This is a genomic window from Rhodopseudomonas sp. BR0M22, from assembly GCF_010907035.1.
Taxonomy (GTDB): domain Bacteria; phylum Pseudomonadota; class Alphaproteobacteria; order Rhizobiales; family Xanthobacteraceae; genus Rhodopseudomonas.
This window is the reverse complement of sequence record NZ_QUMK01000002.1, coordinates 56,661-71,176: the sequence shown is the minus strand read 5'-3', so window position 1 is coordinate 71,176 and position 14,516 is coordinate 56,661. Positions and strand designations below refer to the sequence as shown.

The window sequence follows — 14,516 nt, the reverse complement described above, 5'->3', positions numbered from 1 at the left end:
AGGATGGTCCGCGACAGCCAGATGTTGTGCATCACATACATCAGGCACAGCACCTGCACGAACAGCCGCTCCGGCGCTTTGACGGCCAACAGCCACGCACGACTCCGGTCGAACACCGAAGTCGGCGGCGACGAATGGGCGGTAACAGACACCATGAAACCTCTATCTGGGGTGTGCAGAGGACCCCGTCGCGGCCAGACCGCGCAGCACGCTGGCGAGCCGCGTCGCTGATTGCGTCCAGGTAACGGAGCGATAGCCGTCGCGGATCGCGGCTTCGTGGCGGGCAAGTTGCTCGGGCGCCGCAATCAGGTCAAGGACGGCTTGACGCCAGGCGGCGAAATCGAGGGGGTCGAGGTGCCGGGCGAGTCCGGCCCCTGCTTCGGGGAGCGACGAGGCGTCCGAGGCGAGACAATACTTACCGAAGGCGAGGCTTTCGGACACTGGCAGACCCCAGCCCTCGTAAAACGAGGGGTACAACGTGAACAAGCAGTGCTGATACAACCATGCCAGCTCGTCGTCACCTGCCCGCGGCAGATGAACGATCGAATGCGCCGTGACCGGATCATTCCCGATCTGCCACAGCAGGTCGGCACTCCCGAATCCGGGCTGACCGACGATCACCAGCGTCGGCAGGTTCGGCGTGTTCTGCTCGGTGAGCCGGTGCCAAAGGTGGTACAGCAGATCGAAATTCTTGCGCGACTGAATGGTCGATACGCTGATCACGAAGCGCGCGGCCTGCGCATCAGTCAATGCCTCGGGTCGCCGTGCCGTCTGCGGCGCCGGAATATCGGCGCCGAGATGAACAACCTCGACGTCGCCGCGCATCCCGCCGTGGCGCTGGGCATAGCCGAGAATATCGCGCTTGGTCGCCTCCGAAATCGACACGACGAGGTCAGTTTCCTTGATCAGGAACTGCGCATAGGCGTCGAACTTGGCAACGAAATCGCCGCCGGCGAAGAACTGCGGCGCAACCGCCGGGATGAAGTCCTGGCACAAAGCCGCAACCTTGGTGCCGCGCTCGCGGCGCATCCGGGCAACGGCTGCGAAATCGACCCGCGACCAGTTTTCGCCGGCAAGAAACAGCACTTCGCCGAGACCTTCCCCGCCAAGCTTTGGCAGTGGCTCGGCTTGGCTGGTCTTGCGCAACAGCGATGCGGTGGCACCGCGAACCGCGGTTTTGACCGTGCGCTCGACCGATTTCCCAATCGGTTTCAGCACGGCGGCGATCCCGCCGGCCGGTTTGGATTTCGGCTTGCCGGCGACCGGCTTGCCGCTCAGGTCGGGCGGAGACGCGACCGCGACGTATTCGCTCCGCAATGGGTCGTAGCGGCAAAACCGCAATTCTGGCGCCATTTCGGCCGACAGGGCCCGAATGTAACTCTGTTCGACCCGGAGCGTGCCGTTCATCTGGCCGGAGCGCGCCCGCGCGCTGGTCGAGACGTCCATCCACAGCCAAGGCTGATCGTTTCGGTCGGCGGGCTGGTCCAAGGTGCTGTCCATCTTCGGTGTCCGGCCTGACGGCCGCTGACCGGCGGGTCTAGCGGTTTCGGCTTTACAGCGTCAATGCCGCCGCTTGCATTGCCTCCTCTCCCGCAGTCTAAGTTCCTCCGCCGCCCTTGCTTGGGCGGAGCAAAATGAGGAATGGCGTGCCGGCGGAGCAGCCCAAAGTCTCGGTGATCATGCCGGTCCGTGACGGCGAACGCTGGGTCGCCGAGGCGATCCGCAGCGTTCGGGATCAGACATTTGCCGGCTTCGAACTCCTGGTCATCGACGACGGCTCCACCGACGCGACGCCGGCGATCCTGGCGCAGGTCGCGGCGACCGATCCGCGCGTCATCGTATTGCGGCAGCCGCGAGACGGCCTCGTCGCCGGCCTCAACCGAGGATTGGCGACGGCCCGCGCCGCGCTGATCGCCCGGCTCGATGCCGACGACATCGCCCTGCCCGACCGGTTGGCGCAGCAAGTCGATTACATGCAGCGCCACCCCGACGTGGTGCTGCTCGGCGGCTGGGCCACGATCATCGACGAGAACGGGCGGCAGAAGGGCCGCGACATGCGCCCGAGCCCGCAAGCGCTGCGCTCCACGCTGATGAAGAAGAGCCCGTTCATTCATCCGACCGTGATGTTCCGCGCCGAGGCCGCACGCCGGGTCGGCGGCTATCACGCCGCATTCGAGGCTGGCGAAGACTACGACTTCTGGCTGCGGCTCGCCGATATCGGTGAGGTCGCCATTCTGCCGGAATTACTGATCTGCTATCGCGAGCACGGCGGCAGTGTCACCCGCACCCGGCAGCTACGCCAGATCTACTCGGCCCGCCTCGCCAAACTCGCCGCCGCCGCACGGCAGGCCGGCAGGCCGGACCCATCCACCGCGCTGTCGGCGCCGCCGGACTGGCACGATCCCGCGCCCGGACCGTTCGAACGCGACAGCTCGCGACTGTTCCGGATGCTCGAACTGGCCGACCCGACCGTTGCCGCCACTATCCCCGCCTCGGCGGTCGACCTCGACGCCATCACCTCGCAGCTCCGAACCCTCACCGCCGGCGAACGAAAATTCGCCCAGGCCGCGGTGCTGAACTTGCTGCGCCGTGGCGGCCTTCCCGTCCCGCACACGACGCTGTGGAGGCTTCTGCTTCGACTCGGGCCGGTGAAGGCGGCAAAGCTGCTGCTCGGCGACAAATAGCACTCCACTGCGGAGTTGAACTATCCACCTTGCGATCGCAAGCGGAGCAATCCCAACGACAAAGGGCGCACCTGCAGGCGCGCCCTTCGAATACGTGCCGTAATTGACCGGTGCGATTAGTTCACGCCGAGCTTCTTTTGCAGATTGGTCGACGACGTCGTGTACTGGAACACGACGCGCTTGTCCGGGTAGACGTACTTGACGGCCTTCTGCGCCATCAGCGCCCCTTCGTGGAAGCCCGAGAGGATCAGCTTCAACTTGCCCGGATAGGTGTTGATGTCGCCGATCGCGAAGATGCCGGGGACGTTGGTTTCGAACGTGCCGGTATCGACTGGGATCAGGTTGTTCTCCAGATCCAGGCCCCAATTGGCAACCGGGCCGAGCTTCATGGTCAGGCCGAAGAACGGCAGCATCGCATCGCACTTGATCTGCGCGGTCGAATTGTCGTTCAGCTTCACGGTGGCGCCGGTGAGCTGGCCGTTGTCGCCCTGCAGCTCGGTGATCTGGCCGATCTTGAGATCGAGCTTGCCGCTGGCGACGAGCTGGCGCATCTGCTCGACCGAATGCGGCGCGCCGCGGAAGTCGTCGCGGCGATGTACCAGCGTCATGCTCTTGGCGATCGGGTTGAGGTTCAGGGTCCAGTCGAGCGCAGAGTCGCCGCCGCCGACGATCAGGATGTCCTTGCCGCGGAAGTCTTCCATCTTGCGCACCGCGTAGTGCACCGACTTGCCCTCGTAGGCTTCGACGCCGGGCACCGGCGGACGCTTCGGCAGGAACGAGCCGCCGCCGGCCGCCACGACCAGAACGGTGCATTCGAACACGGTGCCGGCATTGGTGGTGACACGGAAGCCGGGATCGCCGATCTTTTCGACGTTCTCGACCATCTCGCTGAGATGGAAGGTCGGATTGAACGGCTTGATCTGCTCCATCAACGCTTCGGTGAGGCCGTGGCCGGTGATCATCGGCACGCCGGGAATGTCGTAGATCGGCTTCTCCGGATAGAGCTCGGCGCACTGGCCGCCGACCTTGTCGAGAATGTCGACGAGATGCGCTTTGACGTCCAACAGACCCAGTTCGAATACGGCGAATAGTCCGCACGGACCGGCGCCAACAATCAGCACGTCGGTTTTGATCGTTTCGGTCATCTTTGCTTCTTTATGGGTTGAAGATGGTCGGACGCGGACCGTCCGGTCGCGGCCTGTCTAACCAAGGCAGGCAGGGGAGAAAAGCCATAAAAGGCCATTGGTATCTTGTTCTAGCGCAAGATTTGCGTTCAATGGTTCTAAAAAGCCCGGAGAATGGCCCTTGACCGCACGATCCCGTGACCACGCGCTGCCGCAGCTCGCCGACTTCCCGTTCCGTCTGGCGGACAACGTCCGCTTCGCTGATCTCGATCCAAATAACCACGTCAACAACGCGGTTTACGCCAGTTATTTCGAGACCGGCCGGGTCACGTTGATGAAGGACCCGAACAACGGACTAATCCCGCCCGGACTGTCCTGGGTTCTGGTACGGCTCGACATTCACTTCCGCAGCGAACTGCACTGGCCGGGCAAGATCGAGCTTGGGCTCGGCCTGGTCAAACTGGGGCGTACCTCGACGCATTTCGATCAGGTCGTGTTCTCGGAGGGGGTCTGCGTCGCTTCGGCACGCGCCGTCACCGTGCTGGTCGACGAGACTAGCCGCAAGCCTGCACCGCTGACCGAACAGATCATTGCCAATCTGGCGCCATGGTGGCGCCGCGGCGTCGAGCACGATTGATCGGGACTTCTTGGCCGGATGACAGTTCGCATCGTCCGGCCGTGACGCGCGGCGGCAGGATCAGCCGGCGATGGCAACGCCGGTTCACGCGGCGTTGCACAACAGCCCGTGCAACGGCCGCCGGTGATTGAGACTGGCTCTTGCTCAGGCCTGACGTTCGGGCGTGGTCACGACCAGCCCGTCGAGCTCGCTCGAGACCTTGATCTGGCACGACAGCCGAGAGTTCGGACGCACGTCGTAGCCGAAGTCGAGCATGTCTTCTTCCATCGGCGACGGGGCACCGACCTTCTCGCGCCAGGCTTCGTCGACATAGACGTGGCAGGTCGCGCAGGCGCAGGCGCCGCCGCATTCTGCCTCGACGCCGGGGATGGCGTTGCGGATCGCCGCTTCCATCACTGTCGCGCCTTCCTCGACGTCGACAGTACGTGTTTCACCGGTGTGATCAACGAAGTGAATCTTGGCCATGATTGCTCGTCGGACGCTTTGCTCGTTTTATGAATTATGGGCTGACGCGTCAGTCCTATAGCGTCTCGGCCGGCGTTCCGCCAGCCGTCGCACCGGTCAAAAGCCGGAACCGGTCGGCTTGGCGCGCGCGTCGATCACGGCGCGGACGTGCTCGACCGCAGCTTCGAGTACGATCAGCGGCTCGGCGGCGTCGTCATTGCGGCGCAGCGCGTCTTCAACGGCAGCGGCAGCATCCGCCACCGCAAACGCGCCGATCGCACGCGCCGACCCTTTCAACGTATGCGCGAGCGCTGCGGCATCCGGAGGCCAGGAGGCGAGCAGCGCCATCAGACTCGCTGCCTGCGCGGTGAACAGCAGCAGGACCTCGCGCTCGAGGGCGGGATCGCCGAGGGTCATCTTATAGAGATGCGCATCATCGATCGGCTCGAAGTCCGGAACCAGCGGCGGCGATGGCATCCATTCGATCCGTTCGACCTGTAGCGGCACGTTCACCTCGGCACAGAATTGCGGTTTTCCACATCGGAGCAATCCAGGCCGAGAAGCGAACCATGAGTCTGGTTAACGCATTCTTGCCGGTGCCGATGCACCGTTTTGGGACAGCGTCGCGGAGTTGCCGCGCCAATGTCGCTAAAATGCCACCGTTACCGCTCGGGCGCGTAGGATTTTTCCGCTCGCCGAAGGGCTTAGCGGCGGATGCCGTTAACGATGATTAAGAAAGTCTTAATCCGAACCATTTCATTCGCTCGATCCAGCCAATAGGATGTTTCAGGAAGTGGCGGACAAAAGCGCGGTGGGAATGGGGTTCAACTTCGCCGTGCTGGGGGAGCACCGAGGGGCCTTTCTGCGGTCTCCACTGAACCGACGTCCCCGGATGCGTAACAAGGGCGTAAATCAAAATGGCGAACAATCCCAAGAAGATCAAAGATCCGACCGAAGTCGCGCTATCGGCGATTCAGGAAGCCCTGAATATCCCCGATGCGCCGCCGGCCGGTGACGATCAGGCCGATGGGCCAAAGGAAAGTGCGTCAATTTCGGACACCGAGCCGAGCTTGCCCGATCTGCCGGAACAGACGGCCGAGCCTCGGCTCGCGCCGCCTGCGCCGAGCTTCGAGCCGGTCGCCGATCGCAGCTTCGCCTCTCGCCCCGCCAACGACGACCGCGAGACCATCGGCCAACTGCTGCAGTCGCTGCAGAAGGGACGCACCACGCGTAACGTCTACACCCTCGCCACCGTTTTCGCCGCGGTCTGGCTGATTGGTGGCATCGCCCTCACCGTCGCCTTCCTGCCCTCGCTGCAGGCGATGATCGGCCAGGGCAGCGGCGGCACGCTGGCGCTGGCCGGCCTCGCCGCCTTGTTCTTCGCGCCGGTGATGCTGTTCTACTTCCTCGCCAGTCTGGCCTGGCGTGGTCAGGAACTGCGGATGATCGCGCAGTCGATGGCGCAGGTCGCAATCCGCTTCTCCGAGCCCGAAATCGCCGCCAGCGATTCGGTCGTGACGGTCGGACAGGCGATCCGCCGCGAGGTTGCGGCGATGGGCGACGGCGTCGAGCGCGCGATCGCGCGCGCCAGCGAACTCGAAGCCCTGGTCGCCAACGAAGTGTCGGCGTTGGAACGCGCTTACTCCGACAACGAAGTCCGCATCCGCGCCCTGTTGCAGGACATCGCGCATCAGCGCGACAATCTGGTGGGACAGGCCGAGCAGGTCCGTACCGCGATTTCCGGCGTACAGATCGATCTGCGGCACGACATCGCGCTGATCTCGGACGCGATCGCCAGCCGTGTCGACGAAGTCGCCAAGAGCATCACCAGCGCGCTGGAAGAGCGCGGCGCCCACATCACCAGCGCACTCGGTCACGCCGGCGACAATATGATTCTGGCGCTCGGCGAGCGCGGCGGCGAACTGCTCGACCGCCTTGAAGAGGCCAGCGCCGAGACCACGCGCGCGGTGCTCGATGCCAGCGAACGGCTGACCACCAGCCTCAATTTCAAGACCGGTCATGTGCACGCCGAGTTCGTCGAACTCGCCGATCGCGTCCACGATATGATGAACGAGCGGCTCGACCGCATCACCACCGATTTCGAGCAGCGCTCTTCGACGATCATCGACGGCATTTCGGAGCGCACCGAGCAGGTGCAGGATTCGCTGAAGAACTCCGGCGACTCGCTGCTGCTCGAGCTCGAGCTGCGCAGCGGCGATCTGGTCAGCAAGATCGACGACGCCGGCCATCGCCTCGCCGACCAGATCCTGACCAGCGGCGACAAGGCGAGCGAAGCGCTCGACGTCACCGTGAACACTTTGGTCGCCAAGGTTGTCAGCCAGACGGAGTCCACCCACGACACGCTCAGCATCCAGATGAGCGCGTTCGACGATCTCGTGAAGCAGCAGGGCACCGAACTCGCCGAGAAGTTCGCGCGCGACAGCGGCTCGCTCGGCGCACTGATCACCCGCCACATCTCCGAGTTCGACCGCACCGTGAAGACGTTTGGCGGCGAGATCGTCGAGCGGATGGGCCAGCGCACCCTCGACATCAACGAGACCCTGAAGACCTACGTCGACAGCTTCGATCAGCGGGTCACCACCACCTCCGGCGAAATCACCGCACGGCTGGACGATCGTCTGCACCAGTTCGAAAGCCTGTTCGACACCCGCGTCGGAAGCATCGACGGCGCGATCGACACCCGCCTCAAGACGCTCGACGACACCGTCGGCAACCACCTCAACTCGCTCGAACGCATCCTCGACACCCGCACCGAGGCGGTCACCGGCAACATCGACGGCCGGATCGAGAAACTCGCCTCGGCGCTGTCGACCGGCGCGGCCACGGCAATGGAAGCGATCGACTCGCGGATCGTGCAGCTCAGCACCACGCTGTCGACCGGCACCTCGAGTGCAGCGGACATCATCGACGGCCGGATCGCGACGCTGACCACCACGCTCTCGACCGGCGCGGCCAACGCCGCCGAAGTGATCGACGACCGCATCACCACGCTCACCACGACGCTGTCGACCGGTGCGGTGCAGGCGATCGAAGCGATCGACTCGCGGCTGACCCACCTCACCCACTCGCTCACCGACGGCACCGCGCAGGCGATCGACGCGATCGACCGCCGGATCGGCGCGGTCACCGAGACCATCGACGGCCGCACCGCCAATCTCAGCGCCACGGTCAGCGCCCGCTTCCAGGAAATCCACGACGGTCTGGAGAACCGCGTCACCGCGGTGATCAACGACGTCGACGTCCGGGTGACGCAGTTCGAAGACCTGCTCGGCTCACGCATCGAAGCGGTGGCCGGCCGGTTCGAGACCAGCGGACGCGAAGCCAGCGAGATGCTGATGGCGCGTGCCGAAGAGCTCTCGGTCGGCATCAAGACCAACGTCGCCGACGCCGAACGCACCCTGACCAGCCTCGTGGTCGGCACCACCGACACGATCCGCAGCAGCACGCAGACGGCGCGGGAATCGATGCTGTCGGTGTCGAGCGACGTCACCGCTCAGTTGCAGGTGACTTCTGCGGAGATCGAACGCGCCCTGACCTCGGTCGGAACCACGGCCGCCGCCACGGTGGTGTCGAGTGCGACCGAAGCCCAGGCCAAGCTGACGATGGTCTCCAGCGAGGCCGCAATGCAGTTCCGTTCGGTTTCGGAAGACATCGAGCGCACGCTGTCGGCCGCCGGCACCGCCACTGCCGCGACCGTGCTGGCCCACGCCCGCGAGGCGCAGACCACGCTGGCCACGACCTCCACCGACGTCACCAACCAGGTGAAGTCGCTGGCCTCGGAAATCGAACGCACGCTGACCAGCGCAGGCGACACGACCGCAGCTTCGGTGCTCGGCAGCGCACGCGAGGCGCAGACTGCGCTGACGACGACGTCGACCGACGTCGCCAATCATGTGCGGTCGCTGGCGTCCGACATCGAACGCACCCTGACTGGAGCCGGCGACACCACTTCGGCCTCGGTGCTGGCGAGCGCGCGCGAGGCGCACGCGACTCTGGTGTCCGCTTCGTCCGAAGTCACCGGCCAGATCCGCTCCCTGTCCACCGACATCGAGCGCACGCTGTACGCAGCCGGCAATGCGACTGCCGAAGCCGTTCTCGGCGGTGCCCGCGCGGCGCAGTCGACTCTGGTCTCGGCCTCGCAAGAGTCGTCCGAAAAGGTCAAGGCGCTCAGCGCCGAGGTGGAACGCACGCTGACCGAAGCCGGCAGCTCGACCGCCAGCGCGATCATCGCCGGGGCGCGCGAGGCTCACGCCACGCTGGTCACGGTGTCGTCGGAGACCGCCAACCAGGTGACGACGCTGACGGCCGACGTCGAACGCCGCCTGTCGGCGGCCGGTTCGAGCACCATCGAAACCATCGTGGCCGGCGCGCGTGAGGCGCAGACCACCCTGGTGACGACCTCCACCGAGGCAGCCGAGCAGGTGAAGTCGCTGGCAGGCGATGTCGAACGCACCCTCGTCTCTGCCGGCCGCAGCACCGCGGACTCGATTCTGGCTGGTGCCCGAGAGGCGCAGACGACGCTCACTGCCGCGTCCGACGCAGCCGCCAACCACGTCAAGTCGCTGGCGATCGATGTCGAACGGACGCTGACCAGCGTCGGCGCCGCCACCGCCTCGACCATTCTCGACAGCGCCCGCCAGGTGCAGTCGACTCTGACCGCGAGCTCGGTGGACGTCGCCGGCCAGATCAAGGCGATCTCCGCCGAGATCGAGCACACGCTGTCGACCGTGACGAGCAACACCACAGACCAGATCCAGGTCAGCGCCTCGGCGGCGCAATCGACCCTGGTGGCGATGTCGAACGAGGTCAGCGCCAAGATCAAATCGACCTCGGCCGACGTCGAGCGTTCGGTGTTCGCGGCCAGCGGCAGCTTCGGCTCGACGATCACCGCCAAGAGCGAGGAAATCGTCGGCTACGTGCAGCAGCAGGCCGAACGGCTGTCGCAGATCATCGACGGCAAGCGCGGCGTTCTGGTCGAAGCCCTCACCGGCAAGACCAGCCAGCTCACCGTCGAGATCGACCGCGTCACTTCCGATGCGCTGAACGCCATCGAAACCCGCGGCAAGACCTTCTCGAACTCGATCCTGACCAACGGCACCGAGGTCGCCCGCTCGATCACCGGCGCCGGCGATCTGGCCACGAGCGCGATCAACAAATCGCTCAAGGACCTCGACCTCGCGTCGCGGTCGGCGATCGAACAGTCGCGCCAGGTCTCGATCACCGCCGTCACCGAGATGCAGGAGACCAGCAAGATCCTGCGCACCGACACGGTGGCGCTGTTCGAGCGGCTACGCGAAGGCAACATCCTGCTGCAGGAGGTGCTGACCGGCGCCCACGAGAACCTCAACTCGCTGGAGCGCGCGTTGGTCACCCGGGTCGCCGACTTCGTCACCACCATGAACGAGGTCAACGCCCGCAGCGGCACCGCGACCCGGACGCTGGAAGACCAGCTCACCGGCTTCCACAGCAAGACCTCCAAGGCGCTGGAAGATCTCGGCGCGCTGTCGGAGCAGTTCGAAGCCCACGGCCGCGCGCTGGCCGAGGCCGCCGACCTGCTCGAGCACAGCAACCGCGCGGCGTCGAGTTCGGTGAACGATCGCAGGGAAGCGCTGGAATCGCTGGTGACCACCATCGATCTGCGCACCGCCGACCTCGATCAGCGGCTCGGCCGGTTCACCAACCTGCTTGATGAATCGCTGGCCGCCGCCGAAGAGCGCGCCCGCGATGTCGCCCGGATCGTCGCCGAAACCGCCGGTGCCGGCTCCGCCAGCATCACGCAGCAGTTCGAAGCGGTGCGCAGTGCCGCCGAACAGGAGCGCCGCCTCACCGTCGAGGCGATGCACCAGGTGTATCAGCAGGGCACGCAGGAAGCCGACGCGCTGTTCAAGCAATCGGCCGATCGCTTCACCTCGATCGTCCAGGGCATCAAGCAGATGGCCTCGGAAATGCACCACGAGCTCGAAGCAACCCGCGAAGAGCTGCGCCGCGGCGTGCTCGAAATCCCGCAGGAGGCTGCCGAGAGCACCTCGCAGATGCGCAAGGTGATCGTCGACCAGATCGAAGCGCTGGCCGAACTCAACCGCATCGTCGCCCGCCACGGCCGCGGCATGGACGTGGTGACGCCGACCCGCGCCGCCGCCGTCACCACCCGCGAGGCCGAGCCGGTACTCGCCACCGCCAGTGCCGCCCGCAGCGAAGCAGCGGTCGTCGCCCGTCCCGCGCCGCGCGGCCGCGACTCCAGCGCCGCCACGCTGCCGCCGCCGGATCTCGGCCTGCCGGCCGGACCGCGCCGGACCGAAGCGCCGCCGGTCGCGCCGAGCAATGCCGACCAGGGCCGTGACGGCTGGCTGTCGGAGCTGCTGAACCGCGCCGACACGACGGCCGAGCGCGAGCCGCCCCGCGGCCGTGCCCCGCAGGCCCAGACCGCGATGAGCGGCAATCCGCTGGAATCGCTGTCGCTCGACATCGGCCGGCTGATGGATCGCAACCTCGCGCTGGAAATGTGGGAGCGCTATCAGCGCGGCGAGGCGAAGTCCTTCACCAAGCGGCTGTACACGCCGGCCGGCCAGAAGGCGTTCGACGAAGTCGCCCGCAAATATCGCAGCGAGCGCAGCTTCAAGCAGACCGTCGACCGCTACATCGCCGAGTTCGAGCGTCTGCTCGACGAGGTGGCCCGCGACGACAACGCCCCGCAGGCGCTGCGCAGCCACCTCGCGTCGGAAACCGGTCTGGTCTACACGCTGCTGGCGCACGCGGCCGGACGACTGGGGTAAGATGGCGCCCTGCCCGGTCCGGGCAGCGCGCTCAAGTAATCGATCCGAAGCGGGGGCCGGTGGCTCCCGCTTTTTCGTTTGGCGTTGTGGAAGCCGGGCTGCATCGCTATCTCAGGCCGAGACGCTTTCCAGTTTCCGATCCGCATCAGGCCGAGGACGCACCATGCCTTTCGAACCCCGCTCGCCTCGCCTTGCCGTTCTGATCGATGCGGACAACGCATCCGCCAAGATCGCAGACGGACTGTTCGAGGAAATCGCGAAAATCGGCGAAGCCAGCGTTCGCCGGATCTATGGCGACTTCTCCACCCCGCGCTCGAAGGGCTGGGCCGATATTCTGGCGAAACACGCCATCATTCCGCAGCAGCAGTTCGCCTACACCACCGGCAAGAACGCCTCCGACATCACGCTGGTGATCGACGCGATGGACCTGCTTCACAGCGGCCGGTTCGAAGGCTTCTGCCTGGTGTCGTCCGACAGCGACTTCACCCGCCTCGCCTCCCGGATTCGCGAGCAGGGCGTCGATGTGTTCGGCTTCGGTGAACAGAAAACCCCGGAGAGTTTCCGGCAGGCATGCCGGCGCTTCGTCTACACCGAGAACTTAATCGCCGGAGCGACCGACAGCAGAGGGACCGCATCGGCCGCGAAGTCGCTTCAGCCGCCGAGCGCGGCCACACCGATCATCGAGCGGGTGATCAAGCAGATGGCAAGCGAAGACGGCTGGGTATCGCTCGGCGAGGTCGGCAAGCACCTGTCCAATCTGGCGTCCGACTTCGATCCGAGAACCTTCGGCTTCCGCAAACTGAGCGACCTCGTGCGCAAGACCAACGCCTTCGAGCTGGAGGATCAGAGCGGCCACTCGATGCGGATCCGCCTGAAACCGACCGGTGCGCCTCCTGCCAAAACGACGCCTCCGCGAAAGCGCTCCGCGAGACCGGACGCCCGACGAACCGCAAGTCCTGCGACCTGACCATCCGGCGCGAGATTCGCGGAGCGGCGCGTGCATCTGTTTGTATCGACCGATCTTGATACCCGGAGCGAGCGCGATACACATCACCTGAATACCGCATTTCCATCACTTCGGCACGTACTCACCCGGCGGCAACCATCACTGCGATTTTATCTTTCTGAAAGCTGATAGCGTTAGATTCCGAGGATCGATTATCACGCGACAATTGATTAGTTTGTTACGGCAATAATCGACAGACTCACCTCGGGCCTATCCGTCGTCGGTTGTAAGGTGAAGGAGCGACGCGCAGCGTTTCCGCCCGTCGTTCGAGAGCGACGCATTCGTCCGATCTGGCGTTCTGTTGTTGATTTCTCAGAGGCCACCGATGTCCTGCACCCGTCGCTTCATCCTGAAATCGACCACCGCCTGCGTGGCCGCCTCCGCAATTCCCAGTTTCGCCACCAAGGCATCCGGTGCACCGGATCTTGCTCGGCTCGACGCTCTGGCCCAGGCCGAACTGGTCCGCAAACGCGAAGTGACCGCATTAGAACTCGTCGACGCCGCGATCCAGCGCATCGATCAAGTCAATCCGAAGCTCAACGCGATGGTGACCGCGATGTTCGACCGGGCGCGGAAGGCCGCCCGCAAGCCGCTCCCCAACAGCCCCTTTGCCGGCGTTCCGAGCCTGGCCAAGGACGTCAACGACTACAAGGGCGTTCGCACCACCTTCGGGTCGCGGCTGTTTGCTGACAACATCTCGACCAAGACTGAACCGCTGCTGGCTGCTTACGACGGCGCCGGCATCATCTTCGTCGGCAAGAGCAACACGCCGGAATATGGCTTCCTGCCAACGACGGAGTCGCTCTTGCTCGGCCCCTGCCGCAATCCGTGGAATACCGAGCATTCGACTGGAGGCTCGTCGGGTGGCGCCGCAGCGGCCGTTGCCGCCGGCATGGTGCCGTTTGCGCACGCCAACGACATCGGTGGATCGATCCGGATTCCGGCCTCGTGCTGTGGCGTGTTCGGGCTGAAGCCGAGCTTCGGCCGGATCGATCTCGGCTATACCGACGTTTCCGGCGTGATGGTCGCCGATCACATGGAGACGCGCAGCGTGCGCGACAGTGCCATGGCGCTGTCCATCACTGAATCCACCGGCCGCAAGGCGACCTTTGCACCGATTGGTTACGTCTCCGGCCCCGGCAACAGGAAGCTGAAGATCGCACTGACGCTCGATAACGCCCTCGGAGCATCCCCCGCGGCCGACGTCAAAGCGGCGATCGAGCAGACCGCGAAGCTCTGTGCCGATCTAGGCCACGAGGTCATACCGGCCAAACACCCGTTGGCCGGCGATCACCAGATCATCGATGCCTATATCGCCCTGTTCGCGACAGACGCAGCCGCCCTCGTCAAACTCGCCAAGAAGCGCGGGCTTGATCCCTCCTCTGTGCTGGAGCCTTGGACGATCGGCAACGCCGCCGTATTCGAAAAGCTGCCGAAGGATGCCGTGCCGAAGGCGCTCGCCTATCGGCACGAGGTCGTCCGACATCTCGATGCGTTCTTCGCCAAATATGATGCCTGGCTGACGCCGGTGGTCGATCGCGCACCGCCGAAGCTCGGCGAACTGAGCCCGACGGTCCCCTACGCGACGTTGCGCGACAGAGCGCTCAGCTACGCCTCTTACACCGCCTTGCACAACTTCGCCGGAACACCGGCGATGTCGGTGCCGCTGTTCTGGAACGAGGCCGGCCTGCCGATCGGCAGCCAGTTTTCCGCAGCACGCGGCGGCGAAAAGACGCTGCTGGAGCTTGCGTATCAATTGGAAGAGGCTCAGCCCTGGGCTGGCAAATATCCGCCGGTGTTCGTCGGATAGCAGGTCAATGCCCGGAT

General features: G+C 65.1%; 9 protein-coding genes. 5 read left to right on the top strand and 4 right to left on the bottom strand.

Annotation, left to right across the window (positions count from 1 at the left end; all coding sequences use genetic code 11):
• Positions 1-162 precede the first annotated feature (162 nt).
• Entirely contained in the window at positions 163-1,500 is a 1,338-nt protein-coding gene (locus DY468_RS01070) for a glycosyltransferase family 4 protein (RefSeq protein ID WP_246700837.1), read from the bottom strand.
• A gap of 134 nt (positions 1,501-1,634) precedes the next feature.
• Here DY468_RS01070 and DY468_RS01065 point away from each other — a divergent pair, with 134 nt between their 5' ends.
• The gene (locus tag DY468_RS01065; protein WP_164601556.1) at positions 1,635-2,684 is read left to right on the top strand and encodes a glycosyltransferase family 2 protein; all 1,050 of its coding nucleotides are present in this window, start codon (positions 1,635-1,637) and stop codon (positions 2,682-2,684) included.
• A gap of 116 nt (positions 2,685-2,800) precedes the next feature.
• Here the strand turns inward: DY468_RS01065 and DY468_RS01060 are convergent, their stop codons facing one another.
• Positions 2,801-3,829 (bottom strand): NAD(P)/FAD-dependent oxidoreductase, encoded by a 1,029-nt coding sequence (locus tag DY468_RS01060; protein WP_164601555.1) that lies wholly within the window; start codon positions 3,827-3,829, stop codon positions 2,801-2,803.
• A gap of 160 nt (positions 3,830-3,989) precedes the next feature.
• Between DY468_RS01060 and DY468_RS01055 the strand changes: the two genes are divergently transcribed.
• Positions 3,990-4,445, top strand: a complete 456-nt coding sequence (locus tag DY468_RS01055; RefSeq protein WP_164601553.1) for an acyl-CoA thioesterase — start codon at positions 3,990-3,992, stop codon at positions 4,443-4,445.
• Positions 4,446-4,589: 144 nt separating this feature from the next.
• Here the strand turns inward: DY468_RS01055 and DY468_RS01050 are convergent, their stop codons facing one another.
• The gene (locus DY468_RS01050; RefSeq protein ID WP_110788664.1) at positions 4,590-4,910 is read right to left on the bottom strand and encodes a 2Fe-2S iron-sulfur cluster-binding protein; all 321 of its coding nucleotides are present in this window, start codon (positions 4,908-4,910) and stop codon (positions 4,590-4,592) included.
• A gap of 96 nt (positions 4,911-5,006) precedes the next feature.
• Positions 5,007-5,366 carry an Hpt domain-containing protein gene (locus DY468_RS01045; protein WP_164601551.1) on the bottom strand — a complete coding sequence of 120 codons (360 nt, stop codon included), beginning with the start codon at positions 5,364-5,366 and terminating at the stop codon, positions 5,007-5,009.
• Between the two features lie 440 nt (positions 5,367-5,806).
• Here DY468_RS01045 and DY468_RS01040 point away from each other — a divergent pair, with 440 nt between their 5' ends.
• The 3 genes from DY468_RS01040 (at position 5,807) to DY468_RS01030 (ending at position 14,499) form a co-directional block, all read left to right on the top strand.
• Positions 5,807-11,683, top strand: coding sequence for an apolipoprotein A-IV repeat region-like domain-containing protein (locus DY468_RS01040; protein WP_164601549.1), 5,877 nt, complete (start codon positions 5,807-5,809; stop codon positions 11,681-11,683).
• 163 nt (positions 11,684-11,846) lie between these two features.
• Positions 11,847-12,650 carry an NYN domain-containing protein gene (locus DY468_RS01035; RefSeq protein ID WP_164601547.1) on the top strand — a complete coding sequence of 268 codons (804 nt, stop codon included), beginning with the start codon at positions 11,847-11,849 and terminating at the stop codon, positions 12,648-12,650.
• Between the two features lie 364 nt (positions 12,651-13,014).
• Positions 13,015-14,499, top strand: a complete 1,485-nt coding sequence (locus tag DY468_RS01030) for an amidase (protein WP_164601545.1) — start codon at positions 13,015-13,017, stop codon at positions 14,497-14,499.
• Positions 14,500-14,516: the final 17 nt, after the last annotated feature.